The organism is Alcanivorax sp. REN37 (assembly GCF_041102775.1).
Taxonomy (GTDB): Bacteria; Pseudomonadota; Gammaproteobacteria; order Pseudomonadales; family Alcanivoracaceae; genus Isoalcanivorax; species Isoalcanivorax beigongshangi.
In genome coordinates, this window is sequence record NZ_JBGCUO010000001.1 from 773430 (window position 1) to 792533 (window position 19104).

General features: G+C 60.5%; 11 protein-coding genes and 1 tRNA gene. All 12 read right to left on the minus strand.

What is annotated here, in order from left to right; genetic code table 11:
• Positions 1-64 precede the first annotated feature (64 nt).
• The 12 genes from AB5I84_RS03435 to dnaG all read right to left on the minus strand — a co-directional run bounded on the left by AB5I84_RS03435 (position 65) and on the right by dnaG (position 19063).
• Positions 65-358, minus strand: a complete 294-nt coding sequence (locus AB5I84_RS03435; RefSeq protein ID WP_369454443.1) for a putative quinol monooxygenase — start codon at positions 356-358, stop codon at positions 65-67.
• Positions 359-499: 141 nt separating this feature from the next.
• Entirely contained in the window at positions 500-2611 is a 2112-nt protein-coding gene (locus AB5I84_RS03440) for a TRAP transporter large permease subunit (RefSeq protein WP_369454444.1), read from the minus strand.
• 71 nt (positions 2612-2682) lie between these two features.
• Positions 2683-3711, minus strand: a complete 1029-nt coding sequence (locus AB5I84_RS03445; protein ID WP_369454445.1) for a putative solute-binding protein — start codon at positions 3709-3711, stop codon at positions 2683-2685.
• A gap of 46 nt (positions 3712-3757) precedes the next feature.
• Positions 3758-4777 (minus strand): hypothetical protein, encoded by a 1020-nt coding sequence (locus tag AB5I84_RS03450; protein WP_369454446.1) that lies wholly within the window; start codon positions 4775-4777, stop codon positions 3758-3760.
• Positions 4778-5301: 524 nt separating this feature from the next.
• Entirely contained in the window at positions 5302-6129 is an 828-nt protein-coding gene (locus tag AB5I84_RS03455) for a hypothetical protein (RefSeq protein ID WP_369454447.1), read from the minus strand.
• A gap of 35 nt (positions 6130-6164) precedes the next feature.
• Complete coding sequence (locus AB5I84_RS03460; RefSeq protein ID WP_369454448.1) at positions 6165-7583, minus strand: restriction endonuclease subunit S; 1419 nt, start codon at positions 7581-7583, stop codon at positions 6165-6167.
• On the minus strand, positions 7576-9123 hold the full coding sequence (locus AB5I84_RS03465; RefSeq protein WP_369454450.1) for a class I SAM-dependent DNA methyltransferase: 1548 nt from the start codon (positions 9121-9123) through the stop codon (positions 7576-7578). Before AB5I84_RS03465 ends, AB5I84_RS03460 begins: the two co-directional genes overlap by 8 nt.
• Before the next feature lie 72 nt (positions 9124-9195).
• A complete protein-coding gene (locus AB5I84_RS03470) occupies positions 9196-10194 on the minus strand; it encodes an Abi family protein (protein WP_369454452.1) in 999 nt (332 codons plus the stop codon).
• 274 nt (positions 10195-10468) lie between these two features.
• Positions 10469-13945, minus strand: coding sequence for a type I restriction-modification system endonuclease (gene hsdR, locus AB5I84_RS03475; protein ID WP_369454453.1), 3477 nt, complete (start codon positions 13943-13945; stop codon positions 10469-10471).
• A gap of 983 nt (positions 13946-14928) precedes the next feature.
• A tRNA-Ile gene (locus tag AB5I84_RS03480) sits at positions 14929-15005 on the minus strand.
• Between the two features lie 85 nt (positions 15006-15090).
• Positions 15091-16971, minus strand: coding sequence for an RNA polymerase sigma factor RpoD (rpoD, locus tag AB5I84_RS03485; protein WP_369454454.1), 1881 nt, complete (start codon positions 16969-16971; stop codon positions 15091-15093).
• Between the two features lie 163 nt (positions 16972-17134).
• The gene (dnaG, locus tag AB5I84_RS03490; protein WP_369454455.1) at positions 17135-19063 is read right to left on the minus strand and encodes a DNA primase; all 1929 of its coding nucleotides are present in this window, start codon (positions 19061-19063) and stop codon (positions 17135-17137) included.
• Between the last annotated feature and the right edge of the window lie 41 nt (positions 19064-19104).

The window sequence follows — 19104 nt, forward strand, 5'->3', positions numbered from 1 at the left end:
AATGGAACAAAAAAACGCCGCTGAACAGCGGCGTTTTTTTGGTTCTAAGGGCACGTTAATAAGGTCAGGCGTCGAACACGGGGTCCATCAGCAGGTAGGTGCCGGGCGCCCGTTGCCAGCGGTCGATCTGCGGTACCAGCCGCTGGAAATGCTCGGTGGCGCAATGGGCGTCGAGGGCTGCGCGGTCCGGCCACAGCTCGACAAAGATAAAGTGCCCGGCGTCTTTCTGATTGGTAAACAGCTCGTAGGACAGGCAGTGCGGTTCTTGCCGGGTCAGTGCCACCAACTCTTGGTACAGCGGCATCACCTGCTCGATGTGCTGCGGGTGGATGAAATCTTGGGCAATCACTTTCAGCATCAGCGGCTCCGGCAACAGGGGAGGAGGGTTGCCGGCATGGTGCACGGGAGCGTGCGGGGAAGAAAGCATGGGCAGCGGGTTTTGATCGTTGCAGAAAAAAGCCGCGCCTGACCGGGTGTCCGTCAGGCGCGGCAACGTAGCTCAGTACCCAACCGCCAGGGGGACGTAAGCTACGAGTAACAGGGCGATGGCCATTACCGTCACCGGCATCACCAACCGCTCATGGCGGCGCCACCAGGTTTGCTCGGCGCGGCTCTCGGCGTGGGTCAGGTCCATCTCGTCATCGCCAATCACTTGGCGGGTGAGAATCTGGTTGAGCGCAATCGGCGGCGTCAGGTAACCCAGTTCGAACGCCACCAGCACCACCATCCAGAAGTGCACCGGATCGATGCCGCTCTGGTAGGCGATGCTGGCGATGGTGGCGGACACCAAAATAATGGCGCCGTAGGGGTCCATGAACATGCCGATCACCACCAGCACCGCCACCAGCATGGTCATTGCCATCCATATCGAGCTGAAGTCGGTGGGGAACAGCTCCATCACGCCGGCACGCTCCAGCACGCCGCCGAGTACCACGGACAGCGCCATCAACATCAGCAGTGCGCCGATGTGGATACTGGATTCTGCGGTGCCAGCGATCAGCCGCTGCCAGAAGCCGCCGCTGGCCGGCGCCATCGGAGCGACCTCGCCCGCCGCCGGCGCAGCCGGTTGCGGCTGGCGCTTGCGGCTCCAAACGTCATAGCCGAGCAGCAGGATCAGCGTCACCGGCAGAATGGTCGGCGCTGAGAACTCGTTGAAACGCTGGTTCAGCACGAAGTGGAAGAACGTGATGCTGACGGTGGCGATGACCACGTAGGGCAGCAGCGGAATCAGTGCTTTCAGCGATGCCGGCAATGCTTCTCGGGCCGGGGCACAGCTGAGCGGATTGCGCCGGGTCAGCAGCACCATGGCGGAGAACAGCACCGCGGTGAGCAGGAACACGTTGTGGCCGCTGTCGAACAGTTGCGTTGTGGTCACCTGCTTGTTCAGCGAGGCAATGATCACCACCATCAGGCAGGGGTTGAGTACCACACCCATGCTGCCGGACATCGCCGTCGCCGCGAATGCCAGCGGACGCCGGGCGCCGCTCATGCGGATCTCGTGGTAGATCAGACCGCCGACGGCGATCAGGAAAATCCCGGACGCGCCGGTAAAGGCGGTGGGCAGTGCGGCCAGTAGCACCACCACAATGGTGATCAGCTCCGGTGCCAGTTTCCACGGACGGATGGCGTCGAACACCAGGTGCGCCAGCCGCGTTTGCTTCAGCAGCATCCCGACCCACACGTACAGCGCCACGTTGATGTACAGGTCGGCGTGCTTGACCATCTTGATCAGCTGCACCGCCATGCCGGCCTGATAGTGCTCTGCCAGCAGGAAGTAGAGACCAGAGATCAGCGCCATATAGGCGTAAACCGGGATCGTCAGCAGCGCACCGAGCCAGTTGCCGCCACTGGGCAGCTGTCGGTCACGACGCAACATCTGGACCACGCTGACCAGGGTCAGAGCACTGAAGCCGACAATCCAGAGCCAGTGCACCCAAGGCGACGCGCTGTCGCCGGAGTCCATGGCAATGGCGCGCCAGCGCACCGCGCTGAGCAGCAGCAACAGGTTGCCGAACAGTTGAAACAGTGCAGACACCTGGGCATCGCGCTGGGTACGGATGGCGCGCAGCGAAATGTGGCTGTGTTGCAGCGTACCGACCAGCGCACATAGCAAAATCACGCCCACCAGCAGGTACTTCTGCGCATCCAAGCCCATCACTGCCACTTCACCCACTGCGGCTTCGACGCTGCTGTAGGCCACCAGCAGCGAGGATTGCCGCAGCTGTTGGTTGTGGGCATAGGCCAGGTGTTGTTCGGCGCACTGCACCTGCTGCGCCTGCAGCGAACGGCGAATGCTGTCCGGGTTCGGCGCTCGGAACGGCAGGATGCTGTCGGCGGCCTGCGCTTCGGCGCGGGCGATTTGGTCGGCAATGCGCTGCTCGATATCGAAGTGCGCATCACAGGTGGGGGCCGGCATCGCGTGGCGCAGCATGCCGTAGTCGTTCCACATGCTCTGTCCGAATGACAGTAGCTGGGAGTGCAGGTAGGAACTGGTGCCGAAAATAATCGCCAACAACAAAATCAGCGAGGCGGGCAGCACCGACCACAGGGATTGCGAGCGCGGCGCCGCCTGGCCGCTCGCGGAGGCGTGAGCCTGATGGGTAGCTAGCATCGGAAAAATCCTGGCAAACAAGGGACAGGAAAGAAGATCGGCCCCGCTGTGTTGGCAGCGGGGCCGCGGGCTCAGATCGCCGGGCCGCCTTCGGTATCGCGGGTGCACTCGGCGTTGTCGGGCAGTTCACGGCAACGGATGGTTTTCAACATGGTCTGCATGCGGCGCGAATAGACCTTGTCGGCGTCATAGAGGCGCTGACGCACGTCAGAGAACATGCTGTTGTAACGCGCTTCCTTGTCGGCGCTCAGGTCCACCCAGTACTTGGTGGGAATCGCCGCTTCGGCTTGTTCCACCACGCGCATGCCCACGTCCCACATGTTGTCGTAAACCCAGGTGCGTGATTGCTGGGCGAATTCTGCCGGGAAGCGGTCGTGGTGCAGCGTCACCTGGAAGGTGAGGATGCCGAGGTTGTAGCGCAGGATGCCGCCGTTCTCGCCCAAGCCTTTGTACATTTCCAGCGCTTGGTAAGCGAAGCCCGGAGCGTAGGACAGGTCGGCGCTCTTGCTGTTGAACATGCCGGCAAAGGTGCTCACCGACGCCGGCATCACGGTGCCGCCGACGTATTTGATCATCTCTACCGCCTGCTCATCCTCTGAAATCACCGTGATGCGCTTGCCGGCCAGCTTTTCCCAGTCGTCCAGCGTGTTGCGATCGTGCGAGAACAAGTACACCTTGCCGCCAGGAATGATGCCGGCGTTTTCGTATTTGCCGTCCTTCATCAGCGGCGCCGCGTTCGGCGCTGACAGCGCAGCGATGGCGGTGTTGAGGCCGTCGTAGGTGGGCAGCGCCGCCATCATGTCCAGCGATCCTGGGAATTTGAGAATGCTGCGGGTGGCGATGCCGAACAGCTCCACCGCGTCACAGTGGCCGGCCATGAAGTCGCCCTTGGCCAGCGCTTCGTCGGTGTACGGCTTGAGCTTGAAGTTCACACCCCATTGTTGGGCAGCCAGCACGTACTGTTTCATCATCTGGTAGGTATCGCCGTTGGCGCCTACGACGTCGAACACGCACAGGGTCCGATCAACCATGGCGGCGGCGCCGTTAGAGAACGCCAGAGCACCGGTAAGCAGGGCGGCGTGGGTCAGTTTCTTCAGCATGTGTTTCACCTTCTTGTTCTGATGAGTGGCAAAAGTCTGGCGACGGTTACAGCAATCCTTGGATGTTGGCGGCCGGGCGGCGGCTCTCGCCGGGGAAGGTGCCCAGGGCACCGGCTGGCGTCCGCGCGCCGGTTTGTTCAATCCAAATTTGGTCAGACAGGTACAGCAGCTGGCCACGGGAGATGAAATCCACCAGCGCGTAGGGCTCCGGCGGCGCCACCTCGGCAGCACGGATGGCGGCGGCTTGGCGCAGCGCTTCACGCAGCTCGTTGTCACGGCCCTGGTTGCCCGCACCCAACGCGAACAGCGTCAGCGGCAGCGTGGCGCCATGGCGTGCGGCCACCGCGCCCGCTTGGCGGTAGGCCTGCCAAATGTCGGCGCCGTCCGGCGCACTGCCCGGCACGAACGACCACACCGTGGCGCGAATCGCCTGCGGCACGCCCCACCATTTTTCGTTGTCGAGACAGGTTGAGGAACGCATCGCCTGCATCGCCAGATCGCGCGGCACGCCCACCTGCGCGCCGGACAGCAGATCACTGCGCACCGCCTGCAACACCGTCACCAAACCGACCATATACGTCAGTTCGTCATCACGAGTGCGCAGGCGCGGGCAGTAGCGCTCATCGAGTTCGCCGTAACGGCGGGTAAGGGCACCGACCGCTTTCATACGGCGCTCGGCCGCCAGCGCGTGCCAACGCTGCGCCTGCAGCAATTCGTCACGGGCGATCACCGACTGGCCCTGCTGACGCGCGCGCCAGTGGCGCAGATCGGCCTCGTAGGCCTGCTCCTCGGCGCACAGGCCGGTCAGCAGATCGGTATAAAACAGCACGTAATCCGGGCTTTTCACCACTCGACCAAAGGACGCCATCAGCTGCGTCAGACCGTTGCCGGTGCCACAAGCCGATACGTTGGCATCGTTTTCGTCGAGCACATAAGGCACCACCTCGCCTTTGGCATAGGCACCCAGCGTCCAGCCCAACGGCGGATACAGAGCGGCACAGCCAGACAGGACCAAGGTGGCGGCGAGAGCGGTTAACAGGGACAGCGACGGAACAGAAAACCTCATGATGCACGCTCCGGAAACGGGTGTGTCTTTGTTGTTGTTTGGAGGCGGGCAGCACCCGCCGGCATGGCACGCCATGCAAGGGGACTAGTTAAGGACGGGGAGGGGGAGAGGGGAACCTATCGAAAGTTGGGGGTTGTGTGGGTGATTTGTAAAGGCAGGGGGCGATTCAGATTCGGAAGAAGAAAAGCGGAGGGATATGTGTGTGGGTCAAATGTGGTGGGGCCTGAGATGTGCGGCAACGCCACGGCAATAGTTCTGCCATGGGCCGATTTGAAAGAGGCGAGCTGGGAGATTGGTGGGCCCACCAGGACTTGAACCTGGGACCAAGGGATTATGAGTTGCCTGGAAGCGCCTCAAGCCCAGCAAAACCGTAAATAGCTTGGTGCAAGTAAAATAAGCTGAAGGCAGCGTCGTTACAGTGCTTGAACGAAACTTTGCGAAACCTGAAAAAGCTAGGGGCTGTACCGCTAGCGTACCGTTTTTTGTACCTCAGAAACGCTATTGTCATTGTGTCGCGTGCCGGGCTATCGCGAGAAACGTTGAATATCCGTACGAATCTTCTCAACGACCTCAATCAGCTGGGCACCACAGAGCCCCTGCTCGGCGTCAGCGCGCAGTTCATCTAGCCATGGGGAGTGCCCGGAGTAGTGTGGCCATAGCTCATGGTCGGCTTCCAGGGGGTGAGGGCGGCATCTGTCCAGCCAGTTGGGGATAAGCCCTTTATGGTGGCTCAGTTGATACAGGGAAGCTGCATCCAGCTGCGAGCGGCGCATGATGGCACCATGGTGATGGGCAATTGCCAAAACCTGCAGAAGATGAGTCAGGCAGGGCCGATTCTCGAAGTGGCCGCCTTCGGTGAGGTGGTAAAAGCGTCTGCATGCCGAACGGTCTTCAGCCAGTCGCTCCAGAATCAGAGCGTAATAGCCTTCCGAGCCCGGCCCGATTTCTTGGTCGTTGGGTGTTAGCAGATGCAGTTTGAATTCGAAGTCGGCCTCAGGTGTGCGCTGCTCCTGAAACCATTGATGCAGCTCCCCCGGCGCTTTGTAGCTAAAGAGGTGCTGGTGGGCCGAATCGCTTTGCCCGGTCAGCCAGCCCTCTTCGAGCGCGAAATGCTGGATGAGCCAATCCAGATGTGCCTGGCGCAAGGCCAGCTTGAGCTGATCGGCATTCGACCATTGGTAGGCACTTAGCTGTAGCGCTTCCGGCAGCAGGGCATTGATCTCAGTGCGGGCCACGCCATGGGCTTCGAAGGTCGCCAGTACGCGTGCTGCCTGCTGGCGTACCGGGTTGCGCCGCTCACTGAGCCAGGCAAACAGGCGCTGCAGCAAATCAATCCAGTCCTTGGGGTTCATGCGGCAGCTCCTGCGTTAGCGGCTGAATCGTGCGTTTATGCCGATGCCTTTCTACCGCGCCTGGCCTTGGGCGCGGCGGCGCGCTGGGTTTTGATGCGTTCCAACAGCACGCTGGCCGGTTCGTCGTTCGGGTCTTGCGGCACCAATTCGCCACGGAAGGCTTTGGCCAAGACGCTTTGAGTCAGATGGTCGATTCGGCTTTTGGCCGAGGCGACTTTGGCTTCCAGTTGGTCGGCGAAGGCAAAGAGTTGTTCTACGCGGCGGACTATTTCGGTTTGTTCTTCGTATGGTGGTAAAGCAACTGGCAGTCTCCTCACATCGGCCAAATTAATGCCCTTTTGTGCCACACCACGGACCTTGCCAACAAGTAAGCGCTGCCCAAGCGGGCTCTGAAGAAGACACGCCAGATAGAACGGCACTACTGATGGAAGTGTCGGAATCATTGCTAATTCACGACTAATATTGCAGTCACGCAGCGATACAGGAACAACACCAACATTACCGACGGAGCCGCGAATCGCCAGCAATACTTCACCACCTTTGAGTCGAGTTCTTTTGTACTCATGCTCAATCTCAGCTGAAACTATTTTCAGGCCTGAGGTATCAATAAATAGGTTTTTAACGTCCCCACATCTAACGGTAGGAATACCCTTTTCAACAGCACTACCTGTTTGAACAATTCCGTATGGAATGCCCCGGTCAGGCTCAACAAGTTGTTCCAAAGCGTATTTCTTCCAGAAAGTGGGCAGTGGCTCCGTCAATAGCTCCTCGGCGGCAGCTAACTCTTCCATACCAAGAGCTTTTGCCTTTGGGTTTAGTACAACACCAAGGTCGCCGGGCTTTTCCTCTCGCCACTCCTCCGTCAACCGCCCGGAAACGGCGGCGGCGAGGACGGATTGGCGGAAGCGTTTGAGTAGGGCGGGGATGGCGTCGATGCGGGCTTTGAGGGTGTCGACCTGGGCCAGCAGTTCATCGAGTTTTTGGGCGATGCGGGTTTGTTCGGCGAGTGGCGGAAAGGAAATCTCTGTTTTCTCGAAAGTCCCCTTGGTTACATGGCGAAGGCCTACCCCGCCTTGAGCCGAGCTGATTAGCTCATCCAACTTCTGATTAATCGCGTAACGAAGAAATCCACGGTTAGTCTCTCGTTCCGAAAACTCAATCTTGAAGATGTGCTGATTCAGAACGGCATCGCCGCCATGCCAAATATGCGCGCCAAAAGAGGTGCCTGGTGTGCCGGACCAAGCAAACAGTAGATCGCCATTTTTAACATGGTGCTTTGCGTCAAAATCTCCCGAGAAATGGTTGAACTTTGAAGCCGGATTGTTCAGGTTTTGAATCCTGATAATTGGTAAACCGGAGTCTGACCACTCTTGAGGTTTGAATGCGCGGCCATTGATCAGGTTGCACAGATCGCCAATCTCAGCGCGTTCCCAGCCATTCGGCAACTCACTCATCCCCAGCCTCCTGAACCACCGCCAACCCCATCACCTCCGCCATCAACTGCTTCTGCGCCGCCACTTCATCCCCAGCACCCAGCGCCTTCATCAGTTCTTCCAGCTCATGCAGCGCCTCGGTCAGTTCGGCCATGGCCTCACCGGCCAGCACTTCCGGGGCAGGGAGTTCGGCGGCGTCCAGGCTGTCGGCATCCTTTAGCCAGTTGATATCCAGGGAGTTGCCACGCTCACGTATCTGCTCGCGGGTAAACACGCGGAAGCGGCTCAGCTCGCCAATCCCTTCCACATTCTCGGCACGCGGGCTGTTGCCGTTCGGGTCATCCCCGTAGGCGTCCTCGAAGGGTTTGAGGTGCTGCGCGCCAAAGGGGGTGCGCTTGCCAAAGCTGGGCATATTGCTGCGCAGGTCATAGACCCATACGCGCTGGGTGCAGCCTTGTTCCTGGCGTGGGTTGGCGGTGCTGCCTTTCTGGAAGAACAGCACATTGGTTTTGACGCCCTGGGCGTAGAAGATGCCGGTGGGCAGGCGCAAGATTGTGTGCAGGTTGCACTTGTCCATCAGGTCGCGGCGTACCTCGGTGCCGACGCCGGCCTCGAACAGTACGTTGTCCGGCAGGACCACGGCGGCGCGGCCGCCGGGCTTGAGGCCGCGATAGATATGCTGCAGGAAGGCTAGCTGCTTGTTGCTGGTTTTGTAGGTGAGGTCGTCACGGGTCGGGCCGCCACCGCCTTTGGCCGTGCCAAAGGGCGGGTTGGAGAGAATCACGTCCACCTTGGGCAGGTTGGCCCCGCTTTGGCCAAGGGCGTTGCCTAGGTGCACCACGCCTTCTTCGTCGCCTTCCATGCCGTGCAGCAGGGTATTCATCAGCGCCAAGCGGCGGGTGCCGGGCACCAGTTCGATGCCGACAAAGGCCTTGTTGCGCTGGAAGCTGCGGACTTTCTCATCGAGGTCATAGAGGTCGTCGGTGTGGCGCTTGATATAGGCGTCGGCGGCAATCAGAAAGCCTGCGGTGCCGGCGGCCGGGTCCTGGATGGTTTCACCGGGTTGCGGCTTGATGCAGCGGATGATGCTGTCGATCAGCGGGCGCGGGGTGAAGTACTGGCCAGCGCCGGATTTGGTTTCGCTGGCGTTCTTTTCCAGTAGGCCCTCGTAGAGATCACCGAGGCCATCCTGACGGGCGCTGAACCAGTCGATGCCGTCCAGGCTTTTGATCAACTGTTCCAGGTGGCGCGGCTCTTTCAGGCGCGTTTGCGCGTCGGCATAGATGGCGGCGATCAGCGGGTCGCTGTTCTTGCCCAGATCCAGCAGCATCTGCCGGTAGTGGTCGAGCAGGTTAAGACCGGATTTGCCGGCCAGATCGGGCCAGCGTGCCCCCTCGGGCAGCTTGTGGGCGAAGCTGTCGTTGTTCTGAACCTGCTCGTATTCCATTTTGATAAACAGCAGCAAGACCAGCTCGGTGACGTAGTCGCTGTAATTGATGCCGTCGTCGCGCAGCACGTCGCAGAGGTTCCAGAGCTTCTGGACGATGTCGGAATTGGTCATGGGGGATCTCTAATTGGCTCATGGCGTGAGCCGAATACATCTGCTATCCGGCTCACAGGGAAATAGGGAGGCTTAGTCGGGTGTTTGCCAGAACGGGTCGTTCTGCCAGCCGGGCGGAAAACCCATGGCCCGTAGGTTGGTCTCTGGAAACTCTGCCAGCAAGTGGTGCAGGCGCCCGTCCCAACTGGTATGCGGGCTGACCTGACGCATCAGCAGGTTGAGGATGCACAGCACGGTGAACAGGCGGGCATGTTGTCCGGGTTGTTGCAGGTGTTGCGGCCAGGGGAAATTAAACGTTCTGGGTAGCTCGGGACGAATACCCAGCTCGCGGTTCCACAGGCGTGCGTGATGCGCGCAAATATTGCGGATGGTGGTCAGGGTGTGCAGCCAGGATTGCAGCAGTGGGGCCGGTAGCTTCAGACGTTTGGCGATGGCCTTTTTGTCGGCGTCGCGAGCCAGGCCTTTGAACAGATGCGAGAGATCGCCCAGGGTGATTTCTTCCATGGCTGCCCAGGCGGGCATTAGCTCGGGGCTGTTATATGTCAGGGCGTAATGACGTGCGTAGCTTTCCTTGGCGCGCATGCTCTTGAGCTGCTCTTTGCGGGCGTCAGACGCTTGGGGGGCGTCGATGCGCTGGCATTCGCGCAGATGATCCTGGAATGCCTTGTCCTGCTTGCTGCGGATGCTGTCGAGTAGTGACTGGTGCCGATAGCTGCGCTGGAAGAACTTTGGTTCTAGATACCAATGCGAGCCATATTGCGGCCCCATGTGGTTGCTAATAACGGCCCTGGCCGCGACTTCTATGCGCTCGATGGCATCCATGACCAGCAGGCGCAGGCGACGGTCGAAGTCATACAGACGGGTGAGTGCCTGCAGGCGCGTGCCGGGCTTGAAACCGTGGTCGGCATCTTCCGAAAGCTGGAATGGGCGCATGTAGGGCGTGAGGCGGAAGAAGCTGACCGCCTCCAGAAAGCAGTGCGCTTTGGCTTCATCCTGGATGGTAAGCCCACGCTGTTTGAGCAGGGCCAGCTGCGCAGGAATATCAATGGCTGGCTTGCTGAAGGGCTTCATGCGGAAAAACTATCGGACATAAAAAACCCGCTCAATTTGTGCGTAGCTGCCGAAGCAACCATAGGCATGGCGGGTGTGTTGCGTGAGAGGTTATGCACCACGGCAGTGTTTTGCAAGGGGTTTGGCACTGTAATGATAAGCGGATCGGTGTGTTTGGCAGTCTGTGGGCGTAGCAGTTTGCCCATATACAGCGCGCAACTGGCTTCGAGCGCAGGTGTCCGCTGTCCTGGGACCGAGGACACCTGCTGTCGGTAAATCCACGAGGCGTCAATGCTCAGCCCGCTGCCGACCACAGGTTGTCGTTCAGGGCTTCCAATACCCGGTCCAGGTTGCCGCCTAGGTTGCGGTCCAGGGCTTTGAGGCCGCCATCGTTACGGAAAGCATCGTTGACCTGCTGCGGGTCGATGACCACTTCATGCACCAGTTGCTTGGCCAGGCGATCCAGCCATTTGCGTTGCACGGGCGTCCAGGGTTGCTGGGCGTAGATGGCTTGCATGGCCTTGGCCACGCGTTGGTCGAAGGGCAGCAGGGCTTCGCCGATGGCCGCCTGACGGATGTAGCCAATGATGCTGGCGGCGATTTCCTGGTTGGTCTGATTGCGCCAGGCGCTTTTCAGGCTGGCTTCGCTGAAACCATGTTGGTCAAGCAGCAGGCGGACTTCGCGCAGTTGCTCGCGGGTCAGGTCGCGGGGGCGGTTGACCACAACGCCAAGGGCGGCGGACTGGTTGAGCTGGGTGCGAATAAAGTCGTTGAAGCTTTCCAGGTAGTCGGCCGGTTTCTGGTTTTGCCCGTAGTTCTGTTCGCGCACCAACAGTTCGTCGCTGTGGGTGGAAATAACCGGGTGGTTCTCCGAGCCGAGCAGGGCGCTGACGGCGGCCATTTGGTTCAGCAGCTGGCTGTGCTGGCGGACGAAGTTGGCCGCTTGCTGTGGGCCAAGGTCGTGCAGGTGTTTATGTAACTTGGCCGGCTCAACGCCCCACACTTCTTGCAGCTCATCGAGCTTTTTCTTTAGCGAGGGTTTGTCCTCGGCCTTGTGCTGGGCTTTGCGCAGGATACGCATCACGCGCTGGCTTAGCTGGTCGAGCACGTCATGGGCGTGGCTGCTGTCGTCCTGGCTGCCAGGAGCATCATGGCTGGCTCCGCTGATGAGTTCGCTGACCAGTTGCTCCAGGCTGATGTTGGGGTTCTTCACCAGGGGCTTCATGGTGTCGACCGCTTCCAGGCTGGCATAGAGGTCGACGGGGTCGTAGATGCGGAATACGGTTTTGCCGATGTCGTCGCAGCGGCGCGTGGCACGGCCTTTCATCTGCTCGTAGAGGATGCGCGAGCGCACCCGGCGCATAAACACCAGGTTGCAGATTTTCGGCACGTCGATGCCGGTGGTGAGCAGGTCGACGGTGATGGCGATATTGGGGGTGGGCTCGTTCTTGTAGCGGCGAATCAGCGTTTCAACCTTGTCGCTCTGGCCGGTGATGATTTCCACGGCGGCTTGGTTGTACTGCTCGCCGTAGGCTTCTTTGAAGGCTTCATCGAGCAGGTTTTTGACTCGCTCGGCATGGGCCTGGTTGACGCAGAAGATCATGGTCTTCTCTTCGCCAAACGGGTCCAGCTCCTTGGCCAGTTCATCACAGATGACCTTGTCGAAGGCCGGGGTGATCACGCGGCGGTTGAACGACTCGATGTTGAAGCTGAGCTCGTCTTCCAACTCGGCTACGTCAACTTCGCCGGTCTGGGTGTTGATAACGCTGACCGACTCGCCTTTCTCGAAGCGGATGCCGTGCTTGCTGAGTTGGGTTTCGTAGCGGATCGGTGGTTCGTGATCCACTAGCCAGTCGTCGGCCACGGCTTCGCGATAGCTGTAGGTGAATACCGGTTTGCCGAAGATTTCGCTGGTGTGTTTGGCTGGGGTGGCGGTGAGGCCAATGCGGCAGGCGTCGAAGTGGTCGAGCACGCGGCGGTACTGCGAGAGGTATTGGCTGTGATCACGCACGGCCAGTTCGCCTTCGGTCATTTCCTGGTCGAGGGTATAACCCCGGTGGGCTTCGTCGACGATGATGCAGTCGAACTCGCCCACGGGCGGCGGGTTATCCGAGCGGAAGATGCGGCTGACCATTGCTTGAACGGTGGCGACCTGGACGCGGGTTTCCGCCTCGGCGGCCATATCGCCCAGCTCTTTGATGTCGTAGATCTGCACCAGGGTGTGGTTCTGCTCCAGCGTGGTGTCGTTGAACGCGTCGATGGCCTGCTGGCCGAGGGCGCTGCGGTCAACCAGAAAGAGGATGCGTTTGAAGCGTTCGGCCTTCAGAAAGCGGTACATCAGGCCAATGATGGTGCGGGTTTTCCCGGTGCCGGTGGCCATGGCCAGTAGACAGTCACGCTGATTGTTGGCCAGGGCCTGCTCCACGGCCTGGATAGCTTTCTCCTGGTAGTCGCGTAGCTTGAGGTAGGCGAAGCCTTCGGCTTTGAGCTTGGCCTCGGCGTCTGCCTGGCTGCGTTTGAGCAGGTCGAGCAGGTCATTCGGGGTGTGGAAGTCAGGCAGCGGCCTGCGCGTGTTGGCCGTGCTGCGCAGGTCACGGAACCAGGTGCCGGACTGTTCGGCGAGCTGCTTGATGAAGGGCCGACCGTTGCAGGCGAAGGCAAAGGGCACGCGGAAGTGACCACCCTGGCCATCGTTCCAGGGCTGCGTTTGACCCGCTAGTAGCCAGGGCTGCTGATGCTCTGTCGCCAAGTTAAACTCACGGGCATAGCGCTCGGCCTGGGGAATGCGGTCGGCGATATTGATGCGCTTACGCTTGGCTTCAACGATGGCGATTGGCGTAAGACCGGCGAACAGTACGTAGTCGGCGCAGGCTTTGGGGCTGCTGGTGGGCCATTCGGCGATGGCCTTGTTCTTGCCTTTCTCCGGGCGTGCACCCTTGCCGTAGGTAAGGTCGAGGGAGTCGGCCTCCCAGCCGGCGTCGATCAACTGCTGGTCGATCAAGATGCGGGTCAGGTCTTCGGATAGATCGAAGCTGCTGCTGGCTTGCTGAGTCAGCTTGGCGACCTGTTGGCTGGTTTGTGGCTGGGCTGCCAATTGCTGCTGCAGAGCTTTGAGGCTTTGCTCGTGCTCACTGCGCAGCTTTTGCAATGCGGCTTCGTGTTCGGCTGCTAGCTGCTTATGGCTGCGTGATTCGGCATCCATCTGCTCGGCAAGCACGGCGTATTCTTCGGCCTCACGCTTGTGTAGCTCTGCCAACTGTTGATTGCTTTCCAGCTGCTGGCTGGACTCGCTGAGCTGCGTCTTGAGCTGTTCGATCTGGCTTTGCAGATCGCGCAGCGGAGCGCTGGGGTCTGCGGGAGTGAAGAAGGGGCCGGGTTTGAACGCATGAGCATTCTTGCCGAACGACTGGTGATACCAGATGGCCAGAGCACGGGCGACCTTAAGCCCATCCATGGCCTCACGGTGCTGAGTGCGAAACTCGTGAGTGGCCTTATTGCCCTCGACGCGCAGGGTGTGAAACAGGCTGCGGATGTTCTGATCCAGCTGGATCTCGCGGCTGAGCTTGTAGAGCAGGTCGGACTGGGTGGTGGTGGCATCGAACTCGATACCTGCACGGCTGGCCAAATCCTGGGCCAAGGCTTCGCCGAGTTGACGCAACTTGATCAGGGTGGTGTTGGGATCGCTGGCGAAGACCTGCTCGGCTGTGCTCGCAAGCTGCAGGAAAACCGGGTCGTGCTCTTGGAGAAAGGCAAAGTTACTGCTGGCCGCCATGATCGATCCTTCGGTTGCGTTCCCACTTAATAAGCTCTGTATGGCTTTATCGTGCGTAAGTGAGGGCAGCTTAACCAAGATGAGCCGAGTTTGACCATGGCATTGAGCCACTCGGTGACCCAGTGCGTATCGGCTAGCTGGCCGGACAGCTAACCGTCAATGCAAGACCATCCAGAGAACCTCCAGCCTGATCGTAGTTTGGCGTGTTAGGCACGCCTCAGAGCCAGTGCTGGCGAAGGTTTGCGGTGTAGGCGGCACGCAGGTGCACTGATTGGGTGCCGTCTCCAACCCCCGTGCAGACTGCTTTCCGGGCCAACGGAGTGCCGCCCCCTTTTATCTTGCACTCCACCTATTCCGTGCATTCTGAACCGCTGGGTTGGTGAGTAGGTAGAGAGAGTGGGTACTTCGACGTCGTTGGATGGTTGGCGAGGGCAGGTCAGCGCTACTCGAGTGGCCTTGCTGCGCTGTCTATGGCGACAGCTGAGCCAGCATCAGATTGTCAATGCCAGTGAGTTGGCAGGTACGCTATGGCTGCGTTGCAGAACTATCTCGAGGGTGACGTTGTGACGGTGTATATGCACTGTTTGGCTCATTCGATCGGCGCTCCTTGTTGGCTGTGGCCGAGGCTGAAAGCCAGCTCTATTACCGAGCAAGAGCAAAACATGGCCTCCACTATCATGCGTCAACAACGCAGTCTCGCGTCCGGCTAGTATTCTGGCCCGCTGGATGGCTACTCTCGGTTCGGCCAAGTTAAAGGCATCGTCGAGTCGAGGCGACTGTTGGCCAATTTCCTCGACAATGTGAGTGCAGAAGAGAAGGCCACCTCTAGCTGGGCAAGTATTCGCCAGGAGGCCGGCTTGTTCGCTCCGCAGTCAAAGGCGGATAACCAGTACTGTACCGATTTTGTACCTTTGGACTATGGGCTGATCCAGATGTCACAACCCTGAATAGCTTAAAGCCGCGCAGTGCGCGGCTTTGGAAATTGGTGGGCCCACCAGGACTTGAACCTGGGACCAAGGGATTATGAGTCCCCTGCTCTAACCAACTGAGCTATAGGCCCTTGAAGGGATCGCTGCACCAGGGTGCGGCAAAAAAGAAGCCGCTGGATTATTCAGCGGCTTCTGTATTGTTGCAAGTCCGGTCGGTCAGCTATCGCCGTCCAGGAAGCTCCGGAGGTGCTCGCTGCGCGACGGGTGGCGCAGTTTGCGCAGGGCTTTGGCTTCGATCTGACGGATCCGCTCGCGGGTGACGTCGAACTGCTTGCCGACTTCTTCCAGCGTGTGGTCGGTGTTCATGTCGATGCCGAAGCGCATGCGCAGCACTTTCGCTTCGCGGGCGGTGAGGTTGGCCAGCACTTCGCGGGTGGCTTCCTCCAGACCCAGCATGGTGGCGGAATCCACCGGGCTCTCCATGTTGGAGTCTTCGATGAAATCGCCGAGGCTGGAATCTTCGTCGTCGCCGATCGGGGTTTCCATGGAGATCGGCTCTTTGGCGATCTTCAGCACCTTGCGCACTTTGTCTTCCGGCATTTCCAGGCGCACGCCCAGTTCTTCCGGGGTCGGCTCGCGGCCCATTTCCTGCAGCATCTGGCGTTGCACGCGATTGATTTTGTTTATGGTTTCAATCATGTGCACCGGAATCCGGATGGTGCGGGCTTGGTCCGCAATGGAGCGGGTGATGGCCTGCCGGATCCACCAGGTGGCGTAGGTGGAGAACTTGTAACCGCGCCGGTACTCGAACTTGTCCACCGCCTTCATCAGGCCGATGTTGCCTTCCTGAATTAGGTCGAGGAATTGCAGGCCGCGGTTGGTGTATTTCTTGGCGATGGAGATCACCAAACGCAGGTTGGCCTCCACCATTTCTTTCTTGGCGCGACGGGCTTTGGCTTCGCCCAGCGACACCCGGCGGTTAATGTCTTTGATCTCGTGCACCGGCAGGCCAGACATCTCCTCGATGAGGGTAATGCGGCGTTGGGTGCGGATCACATCGTCCTTTACGGCGTTGAAGCGATCGGCGTCGAGCTTGAGTTTCTTGTTGCCCAACTGCTCGTCGATCCAGCCGGCATTGGTTTCATTGCCGGGGAACAGCTTGATGAAGTCTTTGCGTGCCATACCGCCTTTCTTGATCACCAGCGCCATGATTTCGCGCTCGTGACGGCGGACTTGGTCGAGCTGCTCACGCGGGCTGCCCAGCAGCTCGTCGTAGACGCGCGGCACCAGCTTGAACAGGGTCAGCATTTCCGCCATTTCCAGCTGCGCTTTGGCAGTGGTGGCGTGATCGCGGCCGTGTTTCTTCTCAGCCTTGCGGGCTTTTTCCATCAGCTGGCGCAGGTGGTTGAAGCGCTCGGCGGCCAGCACCGGGTCGATGCTGCCATCGTCCTCTTCGGTGTCGTCGTCGCTCTCTTCGGCTTCTTCCTCGTCTTCTTCCTCGTCATCCTTCTTGGCAGCTTCCTTGCGGGCTGCGAATTGGGTTTCCGCCGGTTGCGCCGGAGCCGCAGCGCCGTCGTCGTTGGGGTCGAGGTAGCCGGCGATCAGGTCGGAAATGCGGCGTTCTTCACCGGTAATGCGGTCGAATTCGGCGATCACGGTTTCCACAGTGCCCGGCCAGTAGGCCACGGCGTGCAGCACTTCGCGGATGCCTTCCTCGATGCGTTTGGCGATTTCGATTTCGCCTTCGCGGGTCAGCAGTTCCACGGTGCCCATTTCGCGCATGTACATGCGCACCGGGTCGGTGGTGCGGCCCGGCTCGGATTCCACAGAGGCCAGTACCGCCGCCGCTTCTTCTTCGGCGACTTCGTCGGTGCCTTCGGAGTTCTCATCCATCGGCAACAACTCGGCATCAGCGGCTTTTTCCACCACCGGGATGCCCATGTCGTTGATCATCTGGATGATATCTTCCACCTGATCGGTGTCCGTGATGGACTCCGGCAAGTGGTCGTTCACTTCAGCGTAGGTCAGGTAGCCCTGCTCTTTACCCAGCGCGATCAGCTGCTTGAGCTGTGACTGCTGCTCTTTCTGAGAAGACATGAATGCGGCCCGTGGTTGAGAAATGCGAGAAAGCCAAGCGGCGGATTATACTCAACGCCCCGCAAAATGCCTAATGACGCGGCTTTGCGGTGGGGCGGCGGAGTCGGCCGGGCTGGTGATGGTCCCTGATATGGGGGCGTCAGGGGCGCTTTTCAAGTGCCCGCTATTGCAGCGGTTCGGCCAGCGCCAAGCGTGCGCTGGATAACTCTTGGTGCAGGGCGGCCAAAGTCGCCACATCCGGTGGCACCTGTCCTTGCGCGATGCGGATGGTGCGCTGCAAGTCAGCGATGCGCAGTCGCAGCGTGGCATCGCGCCAGTAGCGGCGCGCGGTGGCGTCGTCCATCGGCGGCCGCAACGAGGCGCGCAGCAGCCGCGACAGGTCTTCGCCCTGTTCCTCGGCCATGATGCTGCCCAGCAGTGCCGCCGGCGGCAGGTCCGGCTGATCGTGCAGCCGCGCCGCCACCTGCAGCAGCAGGTCCAGACGCGGTAGTTCCAATTCCTCAATCTGCTCCGGCAGCGGCATGTCGGCCAGCAAGCCGGGATGGTGAATCAGCACCAGTGTTAGCTGCTCAGCGAGGCCGAGGCTGATGTCGATCGGCTCCCGGACATAGGGCGCTTCATCGCGATCGCGCCAGCGGCGTCGGCGGCGCGGACGCTGCTCCGGGTCCGGCTCGTCACCGTAACCGCTGTAGCGCGGCGGCGGCTCGCCGTAATCCGGTGGCGGCATCGACGCCATATCGTAATCGGGCGGCGGCGCGGCTGCTGGCGTCGAAGTTGCGCCGGGCGTGCCGGGCGCGTCCATCAGGTGGATCAGTTCGTCTTCTGTGAGCCGGGTGCGGTCCGCCAGCTCCTTGCGCAGCAGACTGCGGTAGAACAGCCCCTTAGTGCGTTGCAGGTAGGGCAGGGCGAGGCGCGCTAAGCGCGCACGGCCGTCCAGCGTGCCCATGTCGAGATCTTGCTCCAGATGCTGGAACAGGAACTGGGTCAGCGGCGGCGCTTCATCGGCGCGCGCCAGCAGCCCCTCGCGGCCTTCCCGGCGTACCAGGCTGTCCGGGTCATCGCCGTCCGGCAGGAACAGGAAGCGTGCTTGCTTACCGTCTTCCAGCACGCCCAGCACCGACTCCAGCGCGCGCCATGCGGCGCGGCGGCCGGCGTTGTCGCCGTCGAAGCAGAACACCACTTCGTCCACTTGGCGGAACAGCTTCCCGGCGTGATCTTCGGTGGTGGCGGTGCCGAGCGTGGCGACCACGTTCGGCACGCCGTATTGCGCCAGCGCGATCACGTCCATGTAGCCTTCCACCACAAACAGCTGCTTGGCTTGGTCGCGGCTTTGACGCCATTCCCACAGTCCGTACAGCTCGCGGCCCTTGTGGAACACCGGTGTTTCCGGCGAGTTCAGATATTTGGGCTTGGCGTCACCCAGCACTCGACCGCCGAAACCGATGGTGCGGCCGCGGCTGTCGCGGATTGGGAACATCACCCGTTCGCGGAATTTGTCGTAGGTGCGACCGGTGTCTTCACGGCGCACCAACAGGCCACCTTCCAGCGCCAGTGCCAATCCGGCTTCATCCAGCGACAGCTCGCGGATCAGGTTGTCGAACCCGGGCGGTGCAAAGCCGAGGCCGAAGCGGGCGGCAACCTGGCCGCTGAGGCCGCGCGCTTTCAGGTAGTCCACGGCCGGCTGGCGTTCGGCGGCGCTTTTCAGCTGCTGCCGGTAGAAGCGATCAGCCCGCTCCAGTAATTCCAGCAGGCTGTCGATGTGGCTCTTGCGCTGGCGGCTGGCAGCATCTTCCTGCTCGCGAGGTACTTCCACACCGGCGCGGTCGGCCAGTTGCTTGACCGCCTCGGGAAAGCCTAAGTGCTCGTATTCCATCAGGAAGCCGAGCGCGTTGCCCTTGGCGCCGCAGCCGAAGCAGTAATAGAACTGCTTGTCGGGGGCGACCGTGAACGACGGTGTTTTTTCGTTGTGGAACGGGCAGCAGGCGCTGTAGTTGCGGCCGGTTTTTTTCAGCGGCACTCGCGCATCGATGATCTCCACCAAGTCGGTGCGCGCGAGCAGATCCTGCAAGAACGAATCGGGAATGCGTGCCATGGAATGACCGGAGGAGCGTTCAGAGGGAACACAGTGTAGCG